General features: G+C 53.9%; 25 protein-coding genes. 21 read left to right on the forward strand and 4 right to left on the reverse strand.

Features of this window, described 5'->3' with window-relative positions; all coding sequences use genetic code 11:
• Positions 1-222 precede the first annotated feature (222 nt).
• Positions 223-1,503: an FkbM family methyltransferase gene (locus DSCA_RS03350; RefSeq protein ID WP_167527580.1), complete on the forward strand. Its 1,281-nt coding sequence runs from the start codon at positions 223-225 to the stop codon at positions 1,501-1,503.
• Between the two features lie 151 nt (positions 1,504-1,654).
• Entirely contained in the window at positions 1,655-6,235 is a 4,581-nt protein-coding gene (locus tag DSCA_RS03355) for a glycosyltransferase (RefSeq protein WP_167527581.1), read from the forward strand.
• Between the two features lie 238 nt (positions 6,236-6,473).
• On the opposite strand, the gene flaF is transcribed toward DSCA_RS03355, so the two are convergent.
• The 4 genes from flaF to DSCA_RS03375 form a co-directional block, all read right to left on the reverse strand.
• A complete protein-coding gene (flaF, locus tag DSCA_RS03360) occupies positions 6,474-6,896 on the reverse strand; it encodes a flagellar biosynthesis regulator FlaF (RefSeq protein ID WP_197904733.1) in 423 nt (140 codons plus the stop codon).
• The gene (locus DSCA_RS03365) at positions 6,886-7,275 is read right to left on the reverse strand and encodes a flagellar biosynthesis repressor FlbT (protein ID WP_155315085.1); all 390 of its coding nucleotides are present in this window, start codon (positions 7,273-7,275) and stop codon (positions 6,886-6,888) included. The genes flaF and DSCA_RS03365 overlap by 11 nt, the downstream gene beginning before the upstream one ends.
• 34 nt (positions 7,276-7,309) lie before the next feature.
• Positions 7,310-7,987: a hypothetical protein gene (locus DSCA_RS03370; protein WP_155315086.1), complete on the reverse strand. Its 678-nt coding sequence runs from the start codon at positions 7,985-7,987 to the stop codon at positions 7,310-7,312.
• Positions 7,988-8,123: 136 nt separating this feature from the next.
• Positions 8,124-8,942 carry a flagellin gene (locus tag DSCA_RS03375; protein ID WP_155315087.1) on the reverse strand — a complete coding sequence of 273 codons (819 nt, stop codon included), beginning with the start codon at positions 8,940-8,942 and terminating at the stop codon, positions 8,124-8,126.
• 697 nt (positions 8,943-9,639) lie between these two features.
• Between DSCA_RS03375 and DSCA_RS03380 the strand changes: the two genes are divergently transcribed.
• The 19 genes from DSCA_RS03380 (at position 9,640) to fliQ (ending at position 26,630) form a co-directional block, all read left to right on the forward strand.
• On the forward strand, positions 9,640-10,671 hold the full coding sequence (locus DSCA_RS03380; protein WP_197904812.1) for a sigma-54 interaction domain-containing protein: 1,032 nt from the start codon (positions 9,640-9,642) through the stop codon (positions 10,669-10,671).
• A 460-nt stretch (positions 10,672-11,131) separates the two neighbouring features.
• On the forward strand, positions 11,132-12,487 hold the full coding sequence (locus tag DSCA_RS03385; RefSeq protein ID WP_167527583.1) for a sigma-54-dependent transcriptional regulator: 1,356 nt from the start codon (positions 11,132-11,134) through the stop codon (positions 12,485-12,487).
• Between the two features lie 164 nt (positions 12,488-12,651).
• Positions 12,652-13,080 carry a flagellar basal body rod protein FlgB gene (flgB, locus tag DSCA_RS03390; protein ID WP_155315090.1) on the forward strand — a complete coding sequence of 143 codons (429 nt, stop codon included), beginning with the start codon at positions 12,652-12,654 and terminating at the stop codon, positions 13,078-13,080.
• A 1-nt stretch (position 13,081) separates the two neighbouring features.
• Complete coding sequence (gene flgC, locus DSCA_RS03395; RefSeq protein ID WP_155315091.1) at positions 13,082-13,522, forward strand: flagellar basal body rod protein FlgC; 441 nt, start codon at positions 13,082-13,084, stop codon at positions 13,520-13,522.
• Positions 13,519-13,821 carry a flagellar hook-basal body complex protein FliE gene (fliE, locus tag DSCA_RS03400; protein ID WP_155315092.1) on the forward strand — a complete coding sequence of 101 codons (303 nt, stop codon included), beginning with the start codon at positions 13,519-13,521 and terminating at the stop codon, positions 13,819-13,821. Before flgC ends, fliE begins: the two co-directional genes overlap by 4 nt.
• A gap of 21 nt (positions 13,822-13,842) precedes the next feature.
• Positions 13,843-15,444 (forward strand): flagellar basal-body MS-ring/collar protein FliF, encoded by a 1,602-nt coding sequence (gene fliF, locus DSCA_RS03405; protein ID WP_155315093.1) that lies wholly within the window; start codon positions 13,843-13,845, stop codon positions 15,442-15,444.
• Between the two features lie 84 nt (positions 15,445-15,528).
• The gene (gene fliG / locus DSCA_RS03410) at positions 15,529-16,497 is read left to right on the forward strand and encodes a flagellar motor switch protein FliG (protein ID WP_155315094.1); all 969 of its coding nucleotides are present in this window, start codon (positions 15,529-15,531) and stop codon (positions 16,495-16,497) included.
• The gene (locus DSCA_RS03415; protein WP_167527584.1) at positions 16,490-17,203 is read left to right on the forward strand and encodes a FliH/SctL family protein; all 714 of its coding nucleotides are present in this window, start codon (positions 16,490-16,492) and stop codon (positions 17,201-17,203) included. The genes fliG and DSCA_RS03415 overlap by 8 nt, the downstream gene beginning before the upstream one ends.
• A gap of 10 nt (positions 17,204-17,213) precedes the next feature.
• Positions 17,214-18,533, forward strand: a complete 1,320-nt coding sequence (fliI, locus tag DSCA_RS03420) for a flagellar protein export ATPase FliI (RefSeq protein WP_155315096.1) — start codon at positions 17,214-17,216, stop codon at positions 18,531-18,533.
• A gap of 293 nt (positions 18,534-18,826) precedes the next feature.
• Positions 18,827-19,288: a flagellar export protein FliJ gene (fliJ, locus tag DSCA_RS03425; protein WP_155315097.1), complete on the forward strand. Its 462-nt coding sequence runs from the start codon at positions 18,827-18,829 to the stop codon at positions 19,286-19,288.
• Entirely contained in the window at positions 19,285-20,961 is a 1,677-nt protein-coding gene (locus tag DSCA_RS03430) for a flagellar hook-length control protein FliK (RefSeq protein WP_155315098.1), read from the forward strand. The genes fliJ and DSCA_RS03430 overlap by 4 nt, the downstream gene beginning before the upstream one ends.
• Before the next feature lie 55 nt (positions 20,962-21,016).
• On the forward strand, positions 21,017-21,703 hold the full coding sequence (locus tag DSCA_RS03435) for a flagellar hook assembly protein FlgD (protein WP_155315099.1): 687 nt from the start codon (positions 21,017-21,019) through the stop codon (positions 21,701-21,703).
• A 24-nt stretch (positions 21,704-21,727) separates the two neighbouring features.
• Positions 21,728-22,957, forward strand: a complete 1,230-nt coding sequence (locus DSCA_RS03440; RefSeq protein ID WP_155315100.1) for a flagellar hook protein FlgE — start codon at positions 21,728-21,730, stop codon at positions 22,955-22,957.
• A gap of 373 nt (positions 22,958-23,330) precedes the next feature.
• Positions 23,331-23,789, forward strand: coding sequence for a flagellar basal body-associated FliL family protein (locus tag DSCA_RS03445; protein ID WP_155315101.1), 459 nt, complete (start codon positions 23,331-23,333; stop codon positions 23,787-23,789).
• A gap of 9 nt (positions 23,790-23,798) precedes the next feature.
• Positions 23,799-24,782 (forward strand): flagellar motor switch protein FliM, encoded by a 984-nt coding sequence (gene fliM, locus DSCA_RS03450; RefSeq protein WP_155315102.1) that lies wholly within the window; start codon positions 23,799-23,801, stop codon positions 24,780-24,782.
• A 93-nt stretch (positions 24,783-24,875) separates the two neighbouring features.
• Positions 24,876-25,172: a flagellar motor switch protein FliN gene (gene fliN, locus DSCA_RS03455; RefSeq protein ID WP_231716363.1), complete on the forward strand. Its 297-nt coding sequence runs from the start codon at positions 24,876-24,878 to the stop codon at positions 25,170-25,172.
• Complete coding sequence (fliO, locus tag DSCA_RS03460) at positions 25,169-25,546, forward strand: flagellar biosynthetic protein FliO (protein ID WP_155315104.1); 378 nt, start codon at positions 25,169-25,171, stop codon at positions 25,544-25,546. Before fliN ends, fliO begins: the two co-directional genes overlap by 4 nt.
• Positions 25,543-26,346: a flagellar type III secretion system pore protein FliP gene (gene fliP, locus DSCA_RS03465; protein WP_231716364.1), complete on the forward strand. Its 804-nt coding sequence runs from the start codon at positions 25,543-25,545 to the stop codon at positions 26,344-26,346. Before fliO ends, fliP begins: the two co-directional genes overlap by 4 nt.
• 14 nt (positions 26,347-26,360) lie before the next feature.
• Complete coding sequence (gene fliQ / locus DSCA_RS03470; protein WP_155315105.1) at positions 26,361-26,630, forward strand: flagellar biosynthesis protein FliQ; 270 nt, start codon at positions 26,361-26,363, stop codon at positions 26,628-26,630.
• Positions 26,631-26,700: the final 70 nt, after the last annotated feature.

Below are 26,700 nucleotides of genomic sequence, written 5' to 3' on the forward strand. Positions count from 1 at the left end.
AATCGTGACTTCCGTGAGTGCTTTTCACTGAAGCGTGCCATGGAAACATTTCATGTGGGGGCCGATGTCTGGGGAAAAGGCCATGCACGTTTTTCCATTCCCTTCGAACGTATCGTCGAGGATTATGATGCCGTCATCTCACTGGAAAACTACGATGACGGCTGGCACCCGGACCTGTCCCGTGTCAGGGTGCCCACGGTCTTCTGGTGCATTGACGCCCACATGGGACCGGAGCGATATGTTGCCTTTGCAAAAAAGAACCGCTTCGATTGGGTCTTCAATGCGACAAGCTGCTTCGTGGAAGATTTCAAGGCCGCTGCGGGTGAGAGCCTGTGGCTGCCCAATGCATACGACAGTTTTTTGATTGATAGATTGGTCAGCGTCCCGAAAACCATTCCACTCGGGTTTTGTGGAAATGTCGTCAACCGCGGGGAGTGGATCGACTACCTGAAAAAGCGATACGGTCTTCGCCATGATCGCATGGTCATCGGTGCCGACATGGTCAGGGCAGTGAATTCCTATCAAACCCATTGGAATCTGAATGTATCGATCGATATCAACTACCGAACTTTTGAGACCATGGGGTGCCGTACGCTCCTGCTGACCAATTATTCCCCGGACCTGCCCCATCTATTCGATTTGGACCGGCATCTCTTGTGCTATCGAAACAAAGCCGATTTGGACCATCTCATCGGTCAGGTCGTCTCGAATCCTGAGCATTTCGAAACAATAGCAGGAAATGGATACGATCATGTCAAAGCTCATCATACCTACGTCAACCGGGCCAGGACCATACTTGAGAAGATTGAGTTGATTTCATCGACCCATAACGATGATGGCGTCAATGTTCGACAATATAAAAAAAACGATTTGCCGGCCAGGATTTTCACTGCACAATATGGAGAAGAGGTTGTCCTCTGGAGATACTTTAAAAACAAGAAAAGAGGCTTTCTGGTGGATATCGGGGCTGCTGATGGCGTTCGATATTCAAATTCGAGGTACCTCATCAAATATTATGACTGGCGTGGCATTCTGGTGGAACCTCACCCTGAATTTGTCAAAAGATTGGCCCTTTTATACGATGATCAACCGGACATCTCCATCTGTCCCTATGCGATTGCAGAGAAGGAGGAAATCCGGCCATTTTTCATGTATGGCAAAGATAAACACGCACAGGTATCTACGCTGTCTGAAAATTTCAGAGACAGGGCCATTGCCAGGCATGGCGATAAATATCTTCCGCCGATAAAAATCCAGACGAAACCAATCCGAAATGTTCTCCAGGAATTAAATTCTCCCCGAGAGATCGATTTTATGTCCGTGGACTGTGAGGGAACAGATATGCAAGTGCTTCGTTCAATGGATTGGGAAAACTATCGGGTGAAATTGGTTTGTGTGGAACACTCGATGGAGAGAGACGGCTTGACGCAGTTCATGCAGCAAAAAGGGTTCGCTTTTTTTGATGCCACGGAGGGGAACAGTTTTTTTTTCAGGACAGGTTAATCCCGTATCGGTTCACGGAGGATGGGGTGCCGGAGAAGCGTGAAGGGCGTTACAATTTCTATCGGTAGCAGGACGGAGACCGCAATTTTATCTTGCTGTGATTTAATCTCTCAATCCTGTAAAAATTACAATGACCCAAGGAGACTCGGCCTTGAAAGTCCGAATAGACCACTACCCGCACGGGGACCTGATCATCTTTCATCATTTACTCGAAACCCGTTCGTTTGATCCCCGGGAACGGCTCTATCGTTTTATCGAGCCTTTGGAAAAATGCCAGATCCCTTTTGTGCTTGGCGTTTCTCCAGCTTTGATCAATCGCACATCCGACATTCATTTTTTAAGATCACTGAAATATTGTGAGATCGCCATGATGGGATTCAGTCATGGATGGCATGATTTCTCCGCGAATTGGTATGCGATTCAAGACCATCAATCCGCTGGTGGTGAATTTGCACAGGACGATCAAACCACGGTGTTCGAAAAACTGTCTCGAGGGGTGGATATCCTTTCCGAATTCAAGGTGGATACATTTATCGCACCGTTCAATGTGTACAATCAGTTTGTGCTGGATGCGTTGAACAGGCTGGGGTTCAAGACCGTTATGGGCGGGGCGGAAACTGTTAAGTATAACATGGACAAACTGGATCATGGAGACCTGGCACTGGATTTATGCCAGCCTCCTTTTTTTAATTCCAGTAAAAACCTTCTGGCTCATGTACACGATGCGCACAAAATGAAAAAAACCATTGGTCTTCAGTGGATTTATGAAGCCTCCGCAGACCTCGATCACTGGCGGAAGATCGCAGAAACGATCCGTCAACTGAATGCCGATGCCGATGTTTTCCATGGGAAGACCAAAAATCCTGAATCGACCCGGCGCACAGAGGCTGCAGTCGGTCAAAAAATACTTCAGCCCGTAAACCTGCCCATCGCCATCGTTACCGAAACCCTGAATTATGTATCGGGGGGCGTGCGGTGTATCGTTGAAGTCCTGAACCGCCTTTCAAGAAGAGGTTACCAGGCATCCTGCTATGTCACCAACCCCGACCTGAGATGTGAATGGCTGGACACCGATTTTCCGATCCTGCCGGTATCGGAATTCCATAAATTCGATGGGATTGCCATCAGCCCCTATTCGCCGACGGCCGAGATCGTGTCGCGTTCCAATGCCGCCGGTAAATTTTACTGGGTTCATTCGTATGAACCGAAGTTTCCCGAACTGACCGGACGCGCGGACGAATGGCGCATCATGTCCGAGGCATCCTACCGGTATGACAATCTCCAGTATTTTGCCGTATCCACCTACGTCAAAATGATCCTCGATCTGATATACAGAAGAAAGGTGTTGACGCCACTGGTGCCGGGGGGGGTGGATACGTCCCTGTTCAAGCCTGATGACAAGGAAGGTGGGCAGTTGAAGGTCATGTTTCTCAGCCGTGAACACCGGTTCCGGGGTGGTCACGAGATCATTGAGGCCCTGCAGACCGTTCATGACAATGGCATAAACGTGAATGCCTATGTAATGGGTGCACCGGTTGATATGGGGGGCATCCCCCATGAATACCATCCGCCTTTGCCCCAGAAAGAATTTGCGGCCCTTTTGGGGAAGATGGATGTTTTCGTTCATGCCAGCCACTTTGAAGGACTTCCCCTGCCTCCGCTGGAAGCCATGGCGTGCGGTTGCGCCGTGATTTCCACGAACGTCGGCGCCAGCGACTACCTGCTGGATGGATTCAATGCCATCGTGGTGCCTCCCGGACGCGCGAACAGGATCGCCGATGCCGTCAAATTGCTTGCACACGACCCTGACCTGCGCAGGCGTATCCAGAAACAGGGACTTGAAACCGTCAGAAGCAGTTATACCTGGGAACACACTACCGATCGACTGCTGGAAGCGTTGACGGAAGGCATTTCGCTGAGAAATTCCAGACCTGCCCCCCCCAGGCCGGAAGCGCCCTCCGGGCCTGTCCGTCGCAGGCGAAGCACGGCAGGCGGACGCAAGCCTTGCCGGGTCAGCGCCATCGTATCGGCGTACAACTCGGAAAAATTCATTCGCGGATGCCTTGACGATCTGGAATCACAGACGATCTCGGATCAATTGGAAATTGTGGTCGTCAATAGCGGCTCGCAGCAAAATGAGGAAGACATTGTCAGGGCGTACCAGGAACGATACCCAAACATAACCTATCTGAAGACCGGGCATCGGGAACCGGTATACCAGGCGTGGAACAGGGCCATCCGGGTTGCCAAAGGCAAGTACATCACCAATGCCAACACCGATGACCGCCATCGCAGGGATGCTTTTGAAGTCATGGCAAACGTGATGGACGCCCTGCCTGAAATTGCATTGGTCTACGCAGATGTGATCATTACGGAACAGGAGAATGAGACCTTCGACCAATGCACGCCTTCAGGCAGCTACCACTGGCGGGATTTCGACAGGCAATCCCTGCTGGAAGGCAGATGTTTTATCGGTCCGCAGCCCATGTGGCGCAAATCCGTTCATGATGAGTATGGGTTCTTCGATGAATCTTACATAACCTCCGGAGACTTTGAATTCTGGTTGCGGATATCCCAGAGTCACCGGTTCCTTCACTTGCCGGTGCAGCTGGGATTGTATTTGAACTCCCCGCAGAGCATCGAACATCGCAACCGCGAATTACAGCAAAAGGAAAACCGGCGTTTATTGGCCCTTTACCGGCAGGCACACGAAGACGCGCAAATTATACGGCGTCGGTTCGGCATGTCCGCCTCCCTGGTTGAACACAGGCCCGCTGGTAATTCCATGGGCGCGGATCCGGATGAACCAATGCCGGAAAAACTCATCCAACGGGTGCAATGCCATCGGCGAAAAGAGGAGTACGACCTGGCCACGACCATATTATCCAGGGCGATTAAACAAAACCCGGGCGCCAGGATCCTGTATGATCTACTTTGTGATATTTTGCTCGACACGGAGCAGTACGATGAGGTCCTCACGGTGGTGAAGCAAAACCGGGCGGGAAAGTGGGATCGTCGTGCCTTGGAATTGAGTGCCACCGCGCTTGAAAGAGCCGGGCGATATGCGGAGGCCCGAAACGTGCTGGACAAGGCATTTTTAAACGGCCATCGATCCGCCTGCCTTTTAACGCTCAAGGGGCTCGTCGCTCACCGGGATGGCGATCCGGACGCTGCCATGGCGTGCTTCAGACAGGCCATCCATCAGGACGCGGCCTATGGTCCGGCGTATGCGAACAGTGGATTGATGCACATCGAAAACGGGGATGCCGCCCGCGGCCTGATTCTGTTGGAAAAGGCATTTTTGAAAACGCCATGCGATCTCCAGGTCCTGACCGACTATCACACGGCGGTTTCCGCGTCAGGGGACTGCCAGGCTGCGGAACCCCATTTCCGAAAGGCGTTGGGGCAGAATCCGGATCATAAGAAATTGAACTATTTTTATATCGACATCCTTATCCAACAGCAAAAATTCCAAGACGCGATGGCGCAAATTGAACGTGCGATTGCCACATTCGGTGTCGGAGACGGTATTTTGGGGCCCGCAGTTAACATCAGAAACAAGATCGGCAAATCGGACTTGAACAGGGCCCCCGAGCACCAACGTATTTCGTTGTGCATGATTGTCAAAGATGAAGAAAACAATCTGGCCGGCGCCCTTTTGAGTGCAAAAGGGATCGCTGACGAAATGATTGTCGTGGACACGGGGTCCGGCGATCATACCCGGGACATCGCGCGAATTTTCGGGGCCACCGTCTATGATTTCGTTTGGAACGGCAATTTCGCTGATGCCAGGAACCGGGCGCTTTCCATGGCCTGCGGTGATTGGATTTTCGTTCTGGATGCAGACGAACAGGTTTCGCCCAGAGACCATGAAGCGATCAAGCGGTTGGTGGGCGCCAAGGACAACCGCATGCGTTCCTTTTCATTTGCCACCCGCAACTATGTGAACGACGTGGGGGTCGAAGGGTGGCAGGCGAATGACGGCGCGTACACCGAAGAGGCGGGCACCGGGTGGTATCCCAGCACCAAGGTCAGGCTGTTTCCCAACCTGCCATCCGTTCGTTTCGAGAATGCCGTCCATGAAAAAGTGGACGAGAGCCTGGAACGTTCGGCGATAGCGGTCTTGCCGTCGGAAATACCGATCCACCACTTCGGCGACCTGGATGCCGACCGCACCGCACGAAAAAAACGGGCCTATTATCAACTCGGGAAGACGAAACTGCTAACAGAGGGAAGTCAGGATGCGTTGGTCGAACATGCTATCCAGGCGGGCGAAACCGGAGATTTTGAAAACGCCATTGCCCTGTGGTCAAAAGTATTGGCAGCCGATCCCGGGTATGCCAAAGCCTACTTTAATCTGGGATACGCTTATATCCAGCTGGGCCAGTACAGAAACGCAAGGGCTGCATCGCTGAAGGCCCTTGAAATCGATCCGGACTTGAAAGAAGCCTCCCTGAACCTGTCACTTTGCGAATTGCGGACCGGCGATGTTGAACAATCAATTCAAATTCTGGAAAGGTTCCTCCAGCGGTTTCCTGACCACCCCATGGCAATGGGCAATCTCGGGGTGGCCTATTGTACGGGCGGCCAGAAAGAAAAGGGCAAGGACTATCTTAATCGGGTGGCGCGCATGGGGTTCGACAGCCGGGAATTTGTGGCCCGGCACGCAGCGGAGATGAGGACGGCCGGAAGGTCGGATCGGGAGGCGGCGCTGCTTGCGGCTGTCGCCTGACGCTCGACCGGCAGCGGTGTTATGACGCCGGCGTGACCTGGGTGAGGCGTTGATCCGGCGCCGGCTGTCTTCCGCTTATGGGGAGGCCAGCTGGGATCTGAAGGGCCAAAATAGGATACAATCGCTCTGTCATGCATCCGTTGAAGATGTAATCGAAGCAGGGCGGGGGACGGATAAAAAACAAAAAAGGGGGCCGGCAGGCTCCCTTTTTTTGATGGAAAAAATTTTGCCGCAGCAGTTATACGGCGCGAATATTTTGAACGGCTGCTGCCGGTTGGGCGCCGGTGCCGGGAGTGCTGCGCAGGCCGGCGGCAATGTTGAGATTGATGTTGATGACAATGGCCAGCTTGTCAGGCTCAGGATAGGCCATGATATTGAAGATGCGCTTGTCGATAAAGGCACTCAGACTCAAGAGACTTTCCCGAAGTTCCTTCGGCAGTTGGTTTTTTTCATCCAGGAGTTCACCCTGAATGATGCTCCACACCCGTTGATTGTAATTCAAGGCTTCATCCAGCCTGTCTTTCCGGTCAACGTCATCCCAGTGCTCCCGACAATAGTTCAACTTCAAGGCGGCTTCGGTGAGCACACGGGCCTCGGTTTCCCGCCCGGATATGGTCTCTTTCTCGATGCTCTGATAGGCTTGCAACGGGTTAGGATACACGTGAGATAACCTCCTGTTCATAGTCAATCAAGCTTTTGGCTGTTTTGAGCGCCGCATAATACTGGCACTTCAGGATCTGATCATTCATCTGGTCAACAATCGTGAGTGAACTGGGCGCCGCCTTGATAAATTCATTCACGAATTTCCAGTAATTCTTGTGGTGCAGGGTCAGATGGTTCTCATCGATGTACATCAGCTGGACGACGAAGTATATGCGGCGGGCCGGGGAATAGGCGTCCGATTCGTTCATGATGTCCTTGTCCCTGAGGATGGGGACCTTGTTTTCAAAGAATAACTCGGTTTTGGAGGAGCCATTGGTGACGACGGCGCCGCCGATGACGATGCGTTCGCCGGGTTTCAGAGAAATTTTAAGTGCCATTTTGAAAACCGTATGTGTTTTGTGGCGTCAGCGCCTATTGCATCTGCGTGATGCGGTTGGCATCCTGGGTCAACAGGTCGCGTTTGCGGTCCAGAATCGTCTGGGCGCCATTGAGCAAGTCCAAGGTGTTGCTAATCTGCTCATCGGTGGCATCTGCCGGCAGATCCGGAATGTCGAGCCCGTCCGGGCCCGGGTCGATCGGGAGCCGGTGAACATTGATTTCCATAAGGGTAAAACCAAGATTCACCTTCTGCAGCGGATGCTCATCATTTCCCGAAGCGGACAATATGCGTTGGGCCCCGCTGTCCTCCGGCGGGAATGAGAGCCTGTCGATCTGATGTCGCAATGCGGAAAAGCTTTTCAGTATGGCCACCCGTTCTTCGCTTCCCGGGGGAAAGGGCGGGTACTGTTTCATGATTTCCGAAAGCGACGATTTCATCTGTGCAATTCGTGCACCAATGTTTTTCATCGCCTCATCGGCGGTGCGGATGCTTTTAGCCGCACTGTTCATTACCGAGTCTACCGTTTTGAGTTTCCGGAGCGCATAACCGGCAGATGCGGTTTTCAGGTTGATGCCGTCATCCTTGAAACGGTCGGCGTCGACCGTTTTGCCAGGCTTCCGGTCGGCTGCCGCGTCATGGAGGTCATGTCGAATCGGATCTTTCGATAGCGCCTGCGGTTGGCTGTTTGTTATGCCCGCTATTTTCATCATGCGCCTTCCAGTATGAAAGTAAAATCAAAAGACACGTAAACGGAAACGCCGCATAGCCTGTTCACTGCAAGGTAAACGAGGGAGAGGTTACCCCCTCCCTCGCGTTGACTATCGGTGCGTTGTTGTAAAGTCAGGATTAGAACAACCTCAAAACCGCCTGCGCTGCCTGGGATGACATGGACAGGGAGGTGGTACCCAGCTGCTGACGCGTCTGGAGCATCAGCATGTTGGCGCCTTCTTCGTTCATGTCGGCCAGGGTCAGCTGGTCGGCACCGGTGTTCAGGGTGTTGATCATGTTGTTGGTAAAATCTTCACGGATGGAGATGGTGGAGAGGCTCGATGCCAGCTTCTGCGCTTCGGTTCTAAGGGTCTTGACCGCAGAGTCGATCTCCACGATGGCGCTTTCCATACCGCCTGATGTGTCAAAGTTCGCGGCGGCGATGGTCTTGGTGGTGCTGGCCGTTCTGATTTCACCGAGCTGTGACTTGGCGTCAATACCCTGAACGGACAGTTTGTTGCTGCCATTTTCGTCAAATTCCACCTGCAGCGCATCGTTGCCGAGCAGGTTCTTGCCGCCGTATTTGGAGTCTTCAGCCAAATTTTGAACCTGACCGCGGATGGCGTCGAACTGGGTTTTCAGATCGCTGGTGTTGTCGGAGGTCTTGGCCGCAGAGGCCAGTGACTTCATCTGGTCCAGCATGTCGTACATGGACTCGATACCCGTGTTGGCCGCTTCGATGGTTTTGATGGCTTCCTTCATGCCGTCTTTTTTGGCGGACAGGTCGCGGGCCCGGTCATTGTGGTCCTTGGCTTTGAAGAAGTTGACCGGATCGTCCAGGGCCGTGTTGACTTTCTTGCCGCTGGACAATTTCTTCTGGGTGTTCTCCATCAATGACGTGGTGTTCTGCAGACTGGTCAGGTTTGCTCTCATTCCTGCGGTTAATGCGATAGCCATGGTGTTTCTCCTTTTCTAGGGTTGGGTCCGGCATTCTTGCCGTTATGTGGTTTCGCAGGCGCATCTTTTAATAAGGTATGCTCAGACCTCCCTTCAACTTTATTTGCGCCTTACAACCCTATTATCGTTCTGTATTGGTTTTACTTTAGGAAAAAAAACGAAGGATCCAGCCATGCAGATTGGGGATCGAAGTGGTTGCTTGCAAAATGCAAAAAATTGCAAAATGCAAAAAAGGCGATCGACCTGGATTTTTCTGTATTCGAACCCGATGTGTCAGGGGGGGGCAAGGGGAAAAAACGTTTGACCGGGCAGTGGTTCGCTTTGATCCGGAAATGGTAATTTTTCAGAAGGGGGCATGAAGGGGGAAAATTTATACAATCGTTAGTATTTGCAATATGCAAAATAAAGGCATGGCAAAATCCGGCTGGTGCAAAAACAGGCGGAATCGATCCGGCAGGCAACCTTGCGTCGTGATTTTTTTTTGTTTCCGGTCATACAACCGGTAAGATGGTAACCCTGCCGGCGGTCAAGATATGGTGTAATCAATCGATGGGCAGCATACATTGATCGCTGGATTTCAAGAAAGATGACTGAATCGGCCGATTCCGGCAACATAATTGCTATAAGGAAAGCATCCGATAATTCCTTTAAAATAAAAATTTCAGAAGCAGGAGGTTTCTAAGTGCAAAACTCAGCAATGATCGATGGTAACGGTTTGGCTGGTGCTGTTGAGGATTCTGCTCCATCATCAAACGGGAATGAGGCCTTTAAAGGAATTGTTGGTGAAAGCAGTCAGATGCAGGAAATTTTTAGACTGGTCGAACGGGTCGCGGACAGCGACAGCACGATACTGATAAATGGTGAGACCGGGACGGGCAAGGGCTTGATTGCCCATGCCATCCACAAGCGGTCATACCGACGCGAAGAGCCCTTCGTGTCGATCAATTGCGGTGCCATTCCGGAAAACCTGCTGGAAAGCGAACTGTTCGGCCACATCAAGGGGGCGTTTACCGGCGCCACGGCCAACAAAGTCGGCAAATTCGAGGCCGCCGACGGCGGAACCATTTTTCTTGATGAGATCGGTGATATGAGCCAGGACCTTCAGGTGAAGATTTTGAAGGTACTTGAAGAACGCTGCTTCGAGCCGGTCGGCGGCTGCAAGACAATAAAGGTCAATGTCCGGATTGTCGCCGCCACGCACCGGGATCTGGAAGAGGAAGTGCAGAAGGGCAATTTCAGGGAGGACCTGTTTTACCGCCTTTTTGTCATTCCCATCAAACTCCCGGCACTCAGAGACCGGCGGTCGGATATTCCCCATTTTGTCGCCCATTTTATGAATGGCCTCAATCGAGGGAAAAAAACACGGGTGAATGGGATCTCCGACGAAGCACTGGATGTCATGATGCGGCATGCATGGCCCGGAAATGTTAGGGAACTGGCAAATCTGATGGAACGCCTGGTGGTCATCAAAGGTGACGGGGAGATCGATATCCATGACCTGCCTCCAAAAATGAGACAGGAAACACACAATGCCTGCTTTGCGGCCCCGGAAATTACCAGCGATGGCCTCTGCCTGAATACGGCCGTCAGTGAATTCGAAAAACGCCTGATTTACCAGTCCCTGGAAAAAACCAAATGGGTGAAGAACAGAGCCGCCAAGCTGCTTCATGTCAAACGGACCACCCTCGTTGAAAAAATTAAGCGATACGAACTGCAAAAATGTGCCTGATCGGTGTCATGGGCATGAACCGGTTATTACCTGTTCATCCGGCATCATCCGGACGCCCCCTCCAGCGATCTGGAAATCGACAACTGCCCCAATCGTGAAGCGACGCGTCTGGTTCGACTGCACGAACCGGACATCCCTTTCCCGCTGAGCCACCGTTCCCGGTGATGGCAGCGCATCGCGCAATCATTGCCCAATCTGCTCTGCATCCTGATGTCAAACGGGTGACGCCGTTCCATTGGTTTGACATTTTTTCTTTCCCACCACAGTCAGCCATTAGTCTGTCCCTCACTTTATAATACGCGTATTTTTAAAAAATATAAGTAGTTATTGTTGACGTAAGTTTGTTTGCAACTGCGTTAATTCTCATGGCAACCAATTTGCAGACTCGAGAGACGTCATGGTCGAGCGAGACAGTCTATGCCGCTCCCGGTTCCCTTTTGGTTGGATGCAAAGAAACGCGATGAAAACGATTTCCGCCCTGCTGGTTGTCAACGATTCGGATCTGTGCCGACGGTTATGCGGTGTGCTCGAGAAAAACACCCGTCTGCAGTTCGAATCCTGCTCGTCTGCAAAAAAGGCGTTAGAAATTCTCCATCGTCGGCATTTTCAGATTCTGTATGCCGATTTGCATCTGGACGATATCTCCGGAGTGGAACTGACCGAACAGGTGAAGGGCCACTTTCCCGCCATGGACATCCTGGTCGGCTCGGCCGCAGGCACCGCGCAGGATGTGATTGATGCGATGCGTGCCGGCGCCTCAGAATTTATCATCGATCCTTTTGAACCGGAACTGATTGAGAACGCCTTCGGAAAGTCGGTCCGCAAATGTCTCGCGTCCTGTGATCGCGGCCCTGTCAGGCGGCACGCATCCAAAGCAATCATTACCCGGGACAAGGCGTTTCTCAATTTGCTCGGGATGGCCAGAAAAGTCGCTCCCAGCACGGCCACCATCATGGTTACGGGGGAAAGCGGAACGGGCAAGGAAATGCTGGCTGCATTCATCCACGCCAACAGCAGCCGCCGGAATGAACCTTATATGGCCATCAATTGTGCGGCTTTGCCTGAACACCTGGCGGAAAGTGAATTGTTCGGACATGAAAAAGGGGCGTTCACCGGCGCCATATCAAGAAAAATCGGCAAATTTGAAAGCGCCGGCAATGGAACGCTGGTCCTGGATGAAGTCACTGAAATGGCACTGCCGCTTCAGGCCAAGCTGCTGCGGGCCATTCAGGAACGGGAGATTATGAGGATCGGCGGCAACCGGAGTATCGAAATTGAAGCCCGGGTTGTTGCCATCAGCAACCAGAATATGAAAAAGGCGGTTTCATCCGGCAGTTTCCGGGAAGATCTTTTTTACCGGCTGAACGTCATTCCTTTGACGATTCCACCGCTTCGGGAACGGAAAAACGACATTCCCCTGCTTGCCGACTATTTTCTCAAACGCTTTTGCAGCCAGAATCAGAAGGCGATGGAAGGTATCTCCGACCGGGCCATGAGCCGGTTGGTGGCGCAACCCTGGCCGGGAAATGTTCGCGAGTTGGAAAACACCATAGAGCGCGGTGTGTTAATCGGCAGCGGGAAAGAACTCATGCCGGAGGACCTGATCCTGGATGAAACCGTTCTTCCTGCGTCCAGTCCGCCTTCTTTGGCGGCAGGTATGACCGTTCGGGAAATGGAAAAAGAGTTGATTTTCAACACGTTGGATGCCGTTAAGGAAAACCGGACCCACGCGGCGAAAATGCTGGGCATCAGTATCCGGACCCTTCGAAATAAGTTGAATGAGTATCGCGGGGAGATGGATCCGCCCGGAGCATGACAATGCCTTCATCGCCTGATTCTTCCCCATCGCCGTGCGGACCCGCGCTCCTGATGGCACACAAGGCCAACCGATGCCTCTGTGATGAAAGAAAGGCAATCGGCATCATGTGATGGTATATAAATTGCTCAGCTTGAAAATGAGACGATGAAGAGGAGCTTATCATGGACAACCATCCAGTCAATTTATTCAGCGGTACGATCGATACCTTATCCCGGTCACTGGACCTGAGGGCCCGTAAACATGAATTGATCCTCAACAATGTGGCCAATGCAGACACGCCCAATTACAAGCCGTTTGCCTTGAACGTTGAAGAAGCGCTTCAAAAGGATTCAACAGCGGCGCCTTATTCCCCCATGAAACGCACCGACGAACTGCACCTGCCGGGACGCAAGGAAGCTGATGCCTCCCCGGATGCGGTGCTGTCCGGTGCCGATGACCCGCTGCTTTTCCGCGGAGACCACAATGGCGTTGATATCGATGCCGAGATGACGGCGCTGGCCAAAAACAGCCTGCTGTACAAAGCGTCCGCCCAACTGGTTGCATCCAAACTCAGGGGATTGAAATCCGTCATTACAGGAGGACCCAAATAAAATGAATTTTCTCGACAGTCTGGCTATCAGTGCGACCGGTTTGAGCGCCCAGCGACTCAGAATGAATCTGATCTCGAGCAACATGGCCAATGTAAACACGACACGGACGGAAACCGGGGAACCCTATAAGCGCAGGGATGCCATTTTTGAAGCGGTCCAGGAAGGCGGCTTCCAGGCCGTGCTCGATGAGCAGGTCGATGAAGCGGGAGGCGGCGTCAAAGTGTCACGTATCGTCGAAGACAATAAACCCTTCGTGCAAAAATATGATCCCGGCCACCCGGATGCCGATGAAAACGGGTACATCCAGCTGCCCAATGTCAACATCGTTGAGGAGATGGTCAACATGATTTCGGCCAGCAGAAGCTTCGAGGCCAATGCAACGGCGGTTCGTGCCACCAAGGACATGGCCAGTCTCGCCCTGGAGATAGGGAAAAGCTCATGAACGATCTGACGATTTCAAAACTGCAGACTGTCCTGCCGTCGGCCAATGCTCCCGATAACAAGTCCGCCGAGGCATCGACCGCACCGTTCAGCGACTTCGTTCAACGATCCCTTGCTGACGTGAACCGGCAGATGCTGGATGCGGATGAATCCGTCGGCGATCTGGCCACCGGCAGGAATCAGGATATTCACAACACCATGATCGCCATGCAAAAAGCCGAAATCTCTTTCGAACTGGTGATGCAGGTCCGCAACAAACTGATTTCCGCTTACGATGAAATCCGGCGAATGTCCATTTAGTCAACGATTTGAGGAGCAGCGATGGCCTTTTCATTATCCACTTTGCCTCAGCAGTTAAAACTGGCTTTCAGGGGAATTTCGACCGGCAAACTGGTCGCCATGGCCATCCTGGTCGGCGGCACCATCGCCGGACTTGCATTTTTGCTCACCTGGTCCGAAACCGGTGACATGCACCCGTTGTACAGTAACCTGGCGCCCGAAGATGCTGCAGAAATCGTCGGTATGCTGAAAGACAAACAAATCCCTTACCAGCTCACCATGGATGGCACCGGGGTGCGCATCCCTTATGAAAAAATATATGAAACACGGCTGGAACTGGCCTCACAGGGATTGCCGCGCGGCACCGGGATCGGGTTCGAGGTTTTTGACGATACCAAGCTGGGCATGACCGAGTTTGTCCAGAATGTGAATTATCAGCGGGCCATTCAGGGAGAACTGAGTCGGACCATCAACACCCTGATGGAAGTGGAAAGCTCCCGGGTGCACATCGTCATGCCCGCCAGATCCCTGTTTATCGAAGAAGAAGAGGCGGCCACCGCATCCGTAATCCTCAAGTTGAGGCGCGGCAAGTATCTGAGCAAGGAGCAGATTCAGGGAATCGTCCATCTGATTTCTTCCAGTGTCTCCCGGTTGAAGCCGGAGGATGTCACCATTATAGACAACAGCGGTAAAATGCTGGCCGGATTCAAGGAGAAATCAACGGTCAGCCAGATTACGTCGAACCAGCTGGCTTTTCAGGAAAAAAAGGAGCGCCTCCTGGAAAATCGGGTCAAGACCATGCTGGAGAGTGTTCTCGGCCTGGATAAGGCCATTGTGCGCGTATCCTGCCTGCTCAACTTCACCCAGCAGGAGAAAACGGAAGAACTGTTCCTTCCGGACAACTCGGTGATCCGAAGCGAACAGGCATCCAGTTCGGTTTCAAACGATTCGGCGGCAGGCGCCGCCGGCATCCCCGGCCTCCAGGCCAACGTCGTTCCCGGCAATGCGGCCACGGCGGCAGCCGGCGGCCCCCGGAACAATCAGAAGCAGCAGTTTACCAAAAACTACGAAGTCGGGAAACTGACCAATCGACAGATCATGCCCATCGGCAGCATCCAGCGGCTGTCGGTGGCAGTGGTCGTCGATGGCACGTACCAGGAGCCTGAAGAGGGCGCCGAAGGGGAGCAGGCCCAATACGTTTCCAGAAGCACGGAAGAGATGGCCAAGCTTGAGAATATCGTCAAAAGCGCCGTTGATTTCGATGCATCGAGAGGCGATAAAATCGAAGTGGTCAATATCCCCTTTGAAGTGGCGGTGCCCTCCGAAATGCCATCTGAACCGGCGCCGGCCGGATGGATGGACGCCATCAAGACCCATCAGACATTGATCAAATATGCCGCGGCGGCGCTCTTTTTCCTCATGTCCTTCCTGATGATCATCAAGCCCCTGGCCCGATGGCTGACGTCCACGCCCATCGAGGAAATCCAGATGCTGGAGCAACTTCCGCAGACGCTCAAGGAGCTGGAGCGGCGATATGCGGAATCTGAAAAAGAGAACAGCTACACGCGTCAGATCGAAAACCTGATCAACGAAAATCGATCCGGCTCCACCCAGCTGATGAAAGCGTGGCTCAAAGAGACGTAGTGAAGGCATGCAGCGATAAGCGCCAAGCCTGAAAATTTAGGTTGCGAACCCGGAATCCAGAACCCAGAACCCGGAACCCAGACCATGGACCCCAGAAATCTCATCGGATCATTAAAAGCGGCCATTCTTGTCCATGCTTTGGGCTGGGACGTCATCTCACCGGTGATCGATCAGCTCAGCAAAGCCGAACGAAATTTGATTTTCAAACTCCAAACCAAGCTGCATTCCGTTTCTCCCGCGCTGGTTGAAAGTGTGGCCAAGGAATTCCTCGAAAAAGCGGCGCCGCCCAAACAGATCGAGAACAAGGACAAGGATCAAGGGGACGAATCCGCTGGCGACGACATCGATAACCGGCGGGAAAACAACCTCAAGGCCATACAGGCCATTCCTCCGGATTTGCTGATCCAGCTGATTCAAAATGAACATCCCCAAACCATATCCCTGATCATCGCCCATCTGCAGCCCCACATTGCCAGTGAAGTGATGGGACTTTTGCCTGATGAGTTGAAACCCGATGTGGCCTATCGTATTGCCAATCTGGATAAGGTGGCCTCCGGCATGCTGGAAGAGATTGACCACGCGTTTGAAGAAATTCTTTCCAACAAAGAGACGTCCACGACTCAAAAAGCCGGTGGCGTGCCGCGTCTGGCTGAAATCCTGAATATGATCGATGGCACTTCTGCGGAACAGATTATCGAGGACATCGAGGAAAACGATCCCGATATGGCTGAAGAGATCCGGCAGAACATGTTCATTTTCGACGACATCATTCTCGTGGATGACCGGGGGCTGCAAAAGGTGCTTCGTTCTGTAGAATCCCAGGAACTGGCGGTTGCACTTAAAGCGGCGGCAGACGAAGTCAAAGAGAAAATCTTTCGCAATATGTCCGAACGGGCGGCCGAAATACTCAAAGAGGAAATGGAAGTGTCCGGCGCTGTAAGGATCAAGGAAGTCACCGATGCGCAGCAGAAAATAACCAAAATCGTCCAGGACATGGAACGAAAGGGCGAGCTGGTCATCAGCGGACGGGGAGGGGAGGAGTTTGTTGGCTAACGCACCCAAGGACACGCAAGTCTCATCGGTTGATACGTGCGGATTATACTATTTTCCTGAAATTCCATGCGACTCGGAAAAAGGGGCTGCAGCCCCACCGGCCACCGGGCATTTCGTAAGCGGGACGCACGGCCCCGACAATGACCGCCCATCGCCGCATGAGGAGGTTCAGGATCCGGAGCAGATTCAGCATCTGGTCGAAGAAGCGTTCAACAACGGTCTCGATCAGGGCAAGGCGGCGGCGATTGCCGCCAACCGGGAAAACGTCGATCGTGCAACGGCTGCGCTCAAAGAAGCGGTGGCTGCTCTGGTGCGGGCACGGCAGCAGGACGTGGAACGCATGGAAACGGAAACGGTCCGGCTTGCCCTTGCGATTGCCAGGAGAATCATCGGTCACGAAAGCGACCAGGGTGCGGTGATCGCCCATGTGGTGAAAACGGCAATGGAGAAGGTGTCCGATCCACGTTATTTAACCTTGAAACTGAACCCTGAAGATATCGATGCCGTCAAGGCCTTTCAGCACGAATTACTGCCGGATGACGACGTCAGCGCCGATCTCCGCCTCGACGCCGATGAAAACATTCGCCGGGGAGGCTGCATTATTGAAACCAAGCTCGGCGATGTGGATGCCAGAATCGATCAACAGATAAAGATCATTGACGCATTGCTGACCGAAAACCTTCCCAAACGCCCTGCAGAAGGCTGAGACAGACACCATGTTCCTTCCATTTTCCACCGCCAAATATCATGACCTGGTCAATGGGGTGATGCCCATAAAAGCCAACGGACGCGTACAGAAGATCGTCGGGCTGGTCATCGAAGCCAGCGGTCCGGCCTCCCAGATCGGATGTGTGTGCGATATTACCACCGAAGGCGGCGTCGGCACGGTGAGTGCCGAGGTGCTGGGCTTCAAAGAAGACTCGGTGCTGCTGATGCCCCTGGAAGATATCCGCAGCCTTGGCCCCGGATGCAAGGTTACGGCGCGCAAAGAAACGGCGCATGTGGGGGTGGGAAAGGCCCTGCTTGGGCGGGTGATCGACGGATTGGGCAATCCAATCGACGGCAAAGGCCCGATCGAGGTCGATGATGCGTATCCGATATATGCCAATCCGGTGAACCCCCTGCTGAGAAACCGTATTCAGCAACCGCTGGACCTGGGGATCCGTGCCATTAACGGCCTGCTGACGGTGGGTTGCGGCCAGCGGATGGGTATTTTTGCCGGTTCCGGTGTCGGTAAAAGCGTATTGCTGGGAATGATCGCCCGCCGCACTTCCGCCGAGGTGAATGTCATCGCCCTGATCGGTGAGCGGGGCAGGGAACTCAATGAATTTATCCAGAAGGACCTTGGAGAGGAAGGGCTGAAAAAATCCGTTGTCGTTGTCGCCACCTCGGACCATCTGCCCCTGGTACGGCTGCGCGGGGGATTTATCGCCACCGCCATTGCCGAATATTTCAGGGACCAGGGCAGCCATGTCAACCTGATGATGGATTCGGTGACCCGACTGGCCATGGCCCAGCGCGAGATCGGCCTGTCTCTGGGTGAACCCCCCACGACCAAGGGGTACACCCCCTCCGTGTTTTCCATGCTTCCCAAACTGCTGGAGCGGGCCGGCACCTCATCGCACCGGGGAACCATTACCGGACTGTACACCGTCCTGGTGGAGGGCGATGACATGAACGAGCCCATCGCCGATGCGGCACGCTCCATTCTTGACGGTCACATTGTGCTTACCCGGGATCTGGCCAACCAGAACCACTACCCGGCTATCGATATCCTCAAAAGCATCAGCCGCGTGATGGAAGACATCACCGATCTGGAACACAAACATCATGCCGGCCGGATCAAGGAAGTGCTGGCCACCTTCCGCAAGGCCGAAGACCTCATCAACATCGGTGCCTATGCGGCCGGCAGCAACCCAAAGATCGACGAGGCCATCAGGATGATCGACCCGATCAATCGCTATCTCCGACAGGGAATCCACGAAGAGATGAACTTTGAGGAAAGTATCGATGTGATGAAATCCATGATGGGGTAATGACGGTCCGGTCAAACACAGCGCCCGGTTGGCCGATGGCGGAAGAGGCTGCAGGGATCGTCCCCGCCATCGACGGCAGCGCCTCCTCCCGGACCAGGAAAAAATCGCCAGCGGCGGTAAATCCTGCCGGCTCAAGGTGGCGTCAGGCAAACTGGAAATCAGCCGGATTTGGAAAAATTAAATGTCATAACGAATAGATAGGCTGGTTCGCGGCAATTGGCATTACGATTGCATTTTTTGGATCCCAACGCCGGTCCGGTCTTCCAGGACGCGACCAGGAAATACAGGGGCACATGTACACGTTCAAACTGCAAACGGTTTTAGATCATCGACAGTTTATCGAAGACAATCTGAAAAAGGAACATGCCCGGATCAGGCAGCAGGTCGTGACGGAACAGCAAAAACTGGAGTCGCTGAAGAGAAAAGAGATGGAGACACACGCCGCATTGAAGCTGGAACAGGAAAAGGGGCTTTCCAGTGCTCAGGTGGTCGCTTACCATGCTTATCTCAAACGGCTTTCAGACCATATGCGCACCCAGAAGACCGTCGTTTGCGAGAGCAGGAAAACGGAAGCCAAAAAGCAGGATGAATTGCTCGAAGCCATGAAGAAACGCCAGATTCTTGAAAAGCTGAAGGATCAGGAACACGACAGGTTCAACCAGATGGTTCTGGAAAAAGAAATGAAATTCATCGATGAAATTGCGGTCAATCAGTTTGTCCGTAAACAAATAGAAGAAAATGGAGGCGGCCAGTGATTCCATTCAGCGGGCTTTTGCAGGCCAACCCCTTTTCCGCACCCTCGGTTGGAGGAAAACCCGGCACCCCCATCGCCGCCGCAAAAGGGGGTGCCGACCATCAGGATCCGTTCGCCAGTTCCCAAGACGCTTCCGGCGCTTTTCCGCAATGGGTAAAAAAACTGGTGGATGACAATACCCTGGCAGCCCCGGATGGCGATGGCGCAGTGGATCTTGAGATGGAAAACGCGGAAGCCGATCTGTCCGCGCCCGATTCCTTGCCGGCTCCCTTTGCCGAATTAACGGAACAGCCGCCGGCTCCTGAGCATGAGTCCCGGTCCCTCGACGGGAACGGGTTGCAAGAGGGGCAGGCCATGATGCCAGCTGCCGTATCAGATGGCAACAATGGGGGGCAGGATGGCAGCCAGTCCGAAGATGAGCGTTCCCGCCAAGTCTGGCCGGCGCCTCGAGTGGACCAGGTCCTGAAAAAAGAAATACATGCCGGCGGCCACAATCAATCGGTTGTGGACCCGTCCAGAAAGCAAATGGACACCATCGGCAAACGCTCTCAACATGAAAAGGGCATGGAATCGCCGGCCAGAGACCCTTTCTCAAGTCTGGAAATGAAGGGCCAGGGGCCCATGGAAAAGGGCGCCCGGCAGGACATGCCGGTTGAAAAGACGGACCCGCAAGACGTCCTCACGGCAAGGGCGGGCAAGGAGGACGATCCATCTTCATTCAAACCGGTCGGACCGGCCCGGGAAATCGAAAAGACCAGCACTGGACAGGCGCGGCAACAGCGACCGTCAGAAAACGTCAGCCCCGGCCAGGTTGTTTCGCAGCGCCCGTCCGCCGGATTGGGAGTCGCTGAAAAAACCCTCGAGCCCGGCCCCGCACCCGGGCAGCCCCATGGGGGCAACACCCGGGCGTCTGAATCCATCTCCGGGATCGTCGCGGATGAAAAAACGGCTTCATCCGAGGATGATACGGCCAATTTTCAGGGCCGCGGGGAACGCAGGCAGACGCGGAAAATGGCCTTTGCCGAGGTCAGAGATGCCGAACTGCAAAAAAGTCCCTCCCTGGATTCCGTGAAAGGATCCGGCGCTGAACCCATCAAAACGGACACCGCTTTTCAGGACACTGCCAGGGCCGTGACCGTGGAGGCATCGACCACTGCGGGATCAACAGCCAGAAGCGGCCAGGCATCCCCATTGTCACGGCCGGAAGCATCGGGGGCCGGAACGTTTCAGAGTTCGGTGATGGATCAAATTGTCGAGAAAGCATCCCTGCATTCCATTCACGGGCGTTCCGAGGTCCGGATTCGATTAAAGCCTGATTTTTTAGGTAACGTACAGATGAATATCGCCACGGACAAAGAACAGGTGGTGGTGCGTATCACAACGGATCAGCCGGTGGTCAAGGACATCATCGAATCCCACCTGCATCACCTGAAGGCGGAACTTCAACACCAGGGGCTGACCATCGACAAATTCGAAGTGATGGTCAACTCGGATGCGGATCAGCAGCCCGGCCGCGATCCGTTTTCCCAGATGTCCAGGAACAATTCCTTCAACGATGGCCGGCGACAGGAACAGGACCAGAACCCGGAAAAGGGGAGACCCCGGGGCGGCAACGACGCCGACGATGATCCGGATGACCGGCCCGAAGGCGACGGGGTGAATTATTTCGCCTGAACCCAGGTAATGGAAGCATCGCAGTTATACCAAACGTATTCGGAGGTGACGGACAATGACGGTCATGAGTGTATCCGATGTATACAGCCAGGCCAGCACACCACAGACACAGGACAACAGCGTGATGGGAAAAGAGGATTTTCTCACCCTGCTGGTGGCCCAGTTGCAGCACCAGGACCCTTTGAATCCATCGGAGAGCACCGAATTCACGGCCCAGCTTGCCCAGTTCAGTTCCCTGGAGCAATTACAAAACATCGATGCCACGCTGAATGGATTTGAAGTCTATCAATCCACTTTGAACAACATCGAGTCATCCGGGTTCATCGGCAAGACGGTCACCGCCGCAGGCAGCATGATCGCCGTCAATGACGGCACCCCGGATCCCATCCGGTTTGATCTGGCCAATGGCGCAGAAAGTGTTTATGTCCAGGTCTACGACGGCTACGGGGATTTCGTGACCGATATCCAGGCGGGCGCCCTGCCGGCCGGTGAACAGCAGATGGCCTGGGATGGAGAGGATTCAACCGGTGCCGTCGTTGAGGATGGCATCTATACCTTTACGGTGATGGCGATGAACACCAATGGCGATGTCGTCCATTCAACCAGCTATACGACCGGTACCGTCACCGGTATCGATTACAAATCAGGTGCCACGAAACTGCTGATGAATGACCGGGAAATTCCCATCTCCTCGGTGATTCGCATCGAAGAAACGCCCAGTGAAGAAAACAGCCAAAGCTAATACCGTCAGAAAAGGAGAACAACCATGATCGGTTCATTGTATTCAGGAATTTCAGGATTGAAGGCCAACACCAGCGCCATGGCGGTCATCGGTGACAACATTGCCAATGTCGACACCACCGGATTCAAATCGTCCCGGGTCTCTTTCGCCAACATTTTCAGCTCCTCGCTCAGCCAGACCAACGTTCAGATCGGACGGGGCGTCTTCATGAACAGTGTCAACCCCCAGTGGGAATCCGGCTCCCTGGAAAACACCAACAGCGCTACGGATTTATCCGTCAATGGGTCCGGCATGTTTATCGTCGCCGACCCGAACAGTGGAACGCCCTACTATACCCGGGCCGGCAAATTCGACTGGAACAGCGAAGGGAATCTGGTCACGCCCGATGGATTCCTGGTCCAGGGGATCCCCATCGACCCTGACGGGGTGCGCGGCAGTATCGGAGACATCGTCCTTCCCAACGGCACCAGCGACCCCAACCCGACCAGCAATATCGCCTTCGGCTTGAACCTGAGCAATGATGCAGCAGTTGGCGACACCTTTACCAGTTCCATCACCACCTACGACTCATTGGGGTCGGAAGTCATCCTGGATATCGTTTTTACTCGTAATTCTCCTGGTTGGGATTGGGTTGTGAACCCCGACGTGGGCGCCTCGGCGACAACCGGTCATATCGAGTTTGATTCGGATGGGAATCTGGATCCGGCGGCCTCTTTCTACGATCCCGGCACCGGTGCCGTTTATGCCGACCCGGTCATCGACGTGACGGGCCTGGGCGGTGCGAATGATCTGGGGATCACCTGGACCTACCTGGATGCAGGCGCATCCGACGGCAGCATCACCGGTTACAGCGGCGAATCGACAAAGACCGCCCAGAGCCAGGACGGATACCCCTCGGGCAGTCTTCAGACCGTGGCCGTGGATGAGGACGGCTATTTTACCGGAATATACTCCAACGGGTCCATGATTCCGTTCGCCCAGCTCTCCCTGGCGGACTTTGCCAGCTATGCCGGCCTGGCCAAACAGGGCAGCAACCTGTATGCGGAGTCTCTGTCTTCGGGCCAGCCGCTGGTGGGACCGCCCAATACCGCCGGGCTGGGGTCGGTCGCCCCCAGCACCCTGGAAATGTCCAACGTGGACCTGGGCACGGAGTTTGTCGAGATGATCACCACCCAGCGGGCCTTCCAGGCCAATTCCAAAGTCATTACCACCAGTGACGAGATTCTGTCCGAGTTGCTGAATATCAAACGGTAGGTGACCCCCTGTTTTCCCGGTGGCTGTGGACAAAGGGCCTTTGAAGGCATTGGTTCACAGCCGCCGGACCTTTCTGAACTGTCCCGCCGGAAAATGCGGATCGGCTGTCTCTCCGGCAGCGCTCCGGCTGTCAAAGCCTTGACTCTTATCCGCCGATATTGACGCCCGGTTCGGATACCTTCCTGTGCCTTGTCCTCCAGCGCGATGCGCGCCGGTCACCCCATACGGTCCCCATGGGGCCGCTATTCCGCGATTCTGGAAATTCACCGAAGATAAAAAGCCGAGTGGCATGCAACATGCTTTCTACTCATGCAACTGAGCTGTTCAACAGGTAGTCTCGGGATTGAATAAACGATTCGGCGGAGGGTGAAGGATGTCGAAAACAGTGTTGATTGTCATCATTTCGGTAGCGGTCCTGTTCATGGGCATGGTGGGCGCAGGCTTTTTCATTCTCTGGAACAAGATTTCGCAGGTGCCGCCGGATCCGTCGACCATCGAGGAGATGCCCGTCGAGGAAGAGGAGAATACCATCGGCCCCCTGTATTCCCTGGATACCATGATTGTGAACCTGTCGGATCACGGAGGGAAACGGTATCTTCGCGTGACGATGGCCCTCGAGCTCAGCGACCCGGATGCCGTGGTCACCATCGAAAGCCGGTTGCCCCAGGTGCGGGATGCGATTCTGACGATTCTGCCCACCAAGACCTATGACGAGATCAGCACCACCGACGGTAAAATAGCCCTGCGAAACCAGGTCATCGAAAAGATCAACAGCCTGATTACCAAGGGGCGTGTGGACAACATCTATTTCACTGAATTCGTGGTTCAATAGGCAGCGATCATGGCCGACCAGATACTTTCACAGGAAGAGATCGATGCCCTGCTCACTGCAATGGACAGTGGCGAGATCGACGTTGTCGAAGAGAAGCAGGAGGTGGCGGTTGAAGTCCGCCCCTATGATCTGACCACCCAAAACATCATGCAGCGCGGTCAGTTCGATGCGCTCGAAGAGGTCTACGATAAATTCGTCAACCTGTTTCAGGCTTCCCTGTCCGGCCTTTTTCAGCGAACCATTTCGGTCAAGGTCATCTCGCGGGAAACCGTCAAATTCGGAGAGTTCATCAAGGCATTCTCGAATCCCACCGGTTTTATCATCTATGGCATGGAACCACTGATCGGATCGGCCCTCATGGCCTTCGAACCGAACCTGGTTTTCTCGCTGATCGATTGCATGTTCGGCGGTGAAGGCAAGCCCATGGAGAAAATCCGCGAGTTCACCATGCTCGAAAGACGGATGCTCAAGCGAATGGCCATGGCCGTTTTAAAGGACCTGGAAACGGCCTGGGAGTCGGCCTACAGGCTTCGGCTGGCACTGCGGAAAATTGAAACCAAACCGGAGTTCGTGTATCTGGTCAATCCCAGCGATCAGCTGATCATCGTTGTTTTTGCCATCAGCACCGAATCGTTTTCCGGAAACATTCACCTGTGCATGCCTTACCTCATGCTCGAACCGATCAAGGATCAGCTCAGTTCCAGCTTTCTGCGTGAAAAAGACCGGGCCAGTTCTTTTGGTGCTGAAATCCGAAGCCTGCTCGGACGTACCGAAGTCAATCTGGTGGCTGAGCTGGGCAGAACCGTCTATTCGGTGGAGGAAATTCTTAATTTTGAAGTGGACGACGTTCTTCGACTGAACACCGGGCCCCAGAACAACGTGGTCGTGAACATCGAACGCGTTCCCAAATACCTGGGAATGCCCGGCGTCGTGAAAGGCAGCAAGGCCGTTCAGATCACCGAAACCATCGACCCGGACCGGGGAAGGGGATGATCGATGGCCAACGCAATAAATCCTGCATCATCCGATTCCGGCGCCGGTCATCGACCGCTGAAACTGCCTACAGAACCTATGGGAGCCATTGATATGCCCGATACGACCAACAATCAACAGGCGGAAGCCACCGAGAACCTGGACCTGTTGCTGGATATCCCCCTGGAAATCACCATCGAATTGGGGCGAACGAAAATGTTGATCAATGACTTGCTTAAACTGGGCCAGGGCGCCGTCATCGAATTGCCCAAAGAAGCCGGTGATACGCTTGAAATTCTGGCCAACAACCGTCTGATTGCCAAAGGTGACGTCGTCGTGGTGAATAAAAAATACGGTGTCCGCCTCACCGAGGTGATCAGCCCCGTTGAACGACTGGAGAAACTGGGATGAATGGCATGCCGGATATGATGTCGGCCGGATTGAAAATGATTGCCTCGCTGGGCGTGGTGCTGGCCATGATCCTTTGTCTCCTGTACGGGGCCAGGAAACTCACCCGGCAGCGGACGGGGGGCGGCGGCGGACGCCGGATTGAGGTGCTGGAGAGCCATTACATGGGTGTGAAAAAGACGATCTCCCTGGTACGTGTGCCCGGAAAAGTACTGGTCTTGGGAATTACCGGGGACCGGATCAACCTGCTGGATACCCTTGATGACGACATCGTCCAGCAGCAGATCCCGGAAGACGAACCGAAATCCTTCGGACCGATCCTGTCCGACCGTCTGAAACGTATCGGCAGCGGCTTCAGGGGAAAGGGGAACGCGTGAGAACCGCACCCGACGTCCAGCCGGCGGCCCCCCGCGGCCGGAGGAATGCAGCCCTCAAGGTGGGCGTGCTGGTGCTCATCGTGATGGGTGTGGCCTTGGCGGCCGGCAGTGCATGGGGGCAGGCACCGGCACCGCTGATCAGCATCGGACTGGATCAGGAGGGAGAACAGGGTCAGGTCGCCGTCGTAATGCAGTTGTTCCTGCTCATGACGGTACTCTCCCTGGCACCGTCGATCCTGATCATGCTCACCTCCTTTACCCGCATCGCCATTGTTTTCTCACTGCTTCGGCAGGCCATGGGAACCAATCAACTGCCGCCCAACCAGGTGGTGATCGGTCTCTCGCTTTTTTTGACCTTTTACGTGATGGCCCCGGTGTGGCAGCAAGTGAATCAGGACGCCCTTCAACCGCTGATCGCCAAGGAAATCAACCAGACGCAGGCCCTGAAAAAGGCGCTGGAACCGATCCGCAACTTCATGATTTCCCAGACCCGGGAAAAGGATCTGGCACTGCTGGTAAGCATTGCCAAGATGAAGCGCCCCGCCAACGTTGGCGACGTTCCCACCACGGTGCTGATCCCGTCATTTATCATCAGCGAATTGAAGACGGCCTTTCAGATCGGATTCATGCTTTACGTGCCGTTTTTGATCATTGACATGGTGGTGGCCAGCGTTCTTTTGTCCATGGGGATGATGATGCTGCCGCCAATCATGGTATCACTGCCATTCAAACTGATGATTTTTGTGCTTGCCGACGGTTGGTTCCTGATTGTCGGATCCCTGGTAAAAAGTTTTGCCTGAAGGAGTATTTTCCCATGACCCCCGAATTCATCACCGGATTTTTCATGCAGGCTATCAAAACAGCCATCCTTCTCGCCGCCCCCATGCTCGCGGTGGGACTCATTACCGGCGTGCTGGTCAGCATGTTTCAGGCCGCCACGCAAATCAATGAAATGACCCTGGTGTTTGTGCCCAAGATGCTTGGCGTCGCTTTGGCGCTGCTATTTTTTTTCCCGTGGATGATGAAACTGATCATCGGGTTTACCCAGGATCTGTTGATCAACCTGCCCACTTACATTCGATGACCCGCGACATCCGAAAACGTGAAACGTTACGAAAATCACCGGCATAATGGATATGGCAGACGACTGGAGA

Source organism: Desulfosarcina alkanivorans (genome assembly GCF_009688945.1).
Taxonomy (GTDB): Bacteria; Desulfobacterota; Desulfobacteria; order Desulfobacterales; family Desulfosarcinaceae; genus Desulfosarcina; species Desulfosarcina alkanivorans.

What these genes read in the sequence shown, in the direction of transcription:
- DSCA_RS03385 (WP_167527583.1), top strand. Translation starts at nt 11,132, where the DNA reads ATGAAAACGATTTCCGCCCTGCTGGTTGTCAACGATTCGGATCTGTGC.
- fliJ (WP_155315097.1), top strand. Translation starts at nt 18,827, where the DNA reads ATGTACACGTTCAAACTGCAAACGGTTTTAGATCATCGACAGTTTATC.
- fliG (WP_155315094.1), top strand. Translation starts at nt 15,529, where the DNA reads ATGGACCCCAGAAATCTCATCGGATCATTAAAAGCGGCCATTCTTGTC.
- DSCA_RS03370 (WP_155315086.1), bottom strand. Translation starts at nt 7,987, where the DNA reads ATGATGAAAATAGCGGGCATAACAAACAGCCAACCGCAGGCGCTATCG.
- fliI (WP_155315096.1), top strand. Translation starts at nt 17,214, where the DNA reads ATGTTCCTTCCATTTTCCACCGCCAAATATCATGACCTGGTCAATGGG.
- fliO (WP_155315104.1), top strand. Translation starts at nt 25,169, where the DNA reads ATGAATGGCATGCCGGATATGATGTCGGCCGGATTGAAAATGATTGCC.
- fliQ (WP_155315105.1), top strand. Translation starts at nt 26,361, where the DNA reads ATGACCCCCGAATTCATCACCGGATTTTTCATGCAGGCTATCAAAACA.
- fliE (WP_155315092.1), top strand. Translation starts at nt 13,519, where the DNA reads ATGAACGATCTGACGATTTCAAAACTGCAGACTGTCCTGCCGTCGGCC.
- flgB (WP_155315090.1), top strand. Translation starts at nt 12,652, where the DNA reads ATGGACAACCATCCAGTCAATTTATTCAGCGGTACGATCGATACCTTA.
- fliN (WP_231716363.1), top strand. Translation starts at nt 24,876, where the DNA reads ATGCCCGATACGACCAACAATCAACAGGCGGAAGCCACCGAGAACCTG.
- DSCA_RS03375 (WP_155315087.1), bottom strand. Translation starts at nt 8,942, where the DNA reads ATGGCTATCGCATTAACCGCAGGAATGAGAGCAAACCTGACCAGTCTG.
- DSCA_RS03365 (WP_155315085.1), bottom strand. Translation starts at nt 7,275, where the DNA reads ATGGCACTTAAAATTTCTCTGAAACCCGGCGAACGCATCGTCATCGGC.
- DSCA_RS03350 (WP_167527580.1), top strand. Translation starts at nt 223, where the DNA reads ATGGGACCGGAGCGATATGTTGCCTTTGCAAAAAAGAACCGCTTCGAT.
- fliM (WP_155315102.1), top strand. Translation starts at nt 23,799, where the DNA reads ATGGCCGACCAGATACTTTCACAGGAAGAGATCGATGCCCTGCTCACT.
- DSCA_RS03440 (WP_155315100.1), top strand. Translation starts at nt 21,728, where the DNA reads ATGATCGGTTCATTGTATTCAGGAATTTCAGGATTGAAGGCCAACACC.
- DSCA_RS03380 (WP_197904812.1), top strand. Translation starts at nt 9,640, where the DNA reads ATGATCGATGGTAACGGTTTGGCTGGTGCTGTTGAGGATTCTGCTCCA.
- flgC (WP_155315091.1), top strand. Translation starts at nt 13,082, where the DNA reads ATGAATTTTCTCGACAGTCTGGCTATCAGTGCGACCGGTTTGAGCGCC.
- DSCA_RS03445 (WP_155315101.1), top strand. Translation starts at nt 23,331, where the DNA reads ATGTCGAAAACAGTGTTGATTGTCATCATTTCGGTAGCGGTCCTGTTC.
- DSCA_RS03435 (WP_155315099.1), top strand. Translation starts at nt 21,017, where the DNA reads ATGACGGTCATGAGTGTATCCGATGTATACAGCCAGGCCAGCACACCA.
- fliF (WP_155315093.1), top strand. Translation starts at nt 13,843, where the DNA reads ATGGCCTTTTCATTATCCACTTTGCCTCAGCAGTTAAAACTGGCTTTC.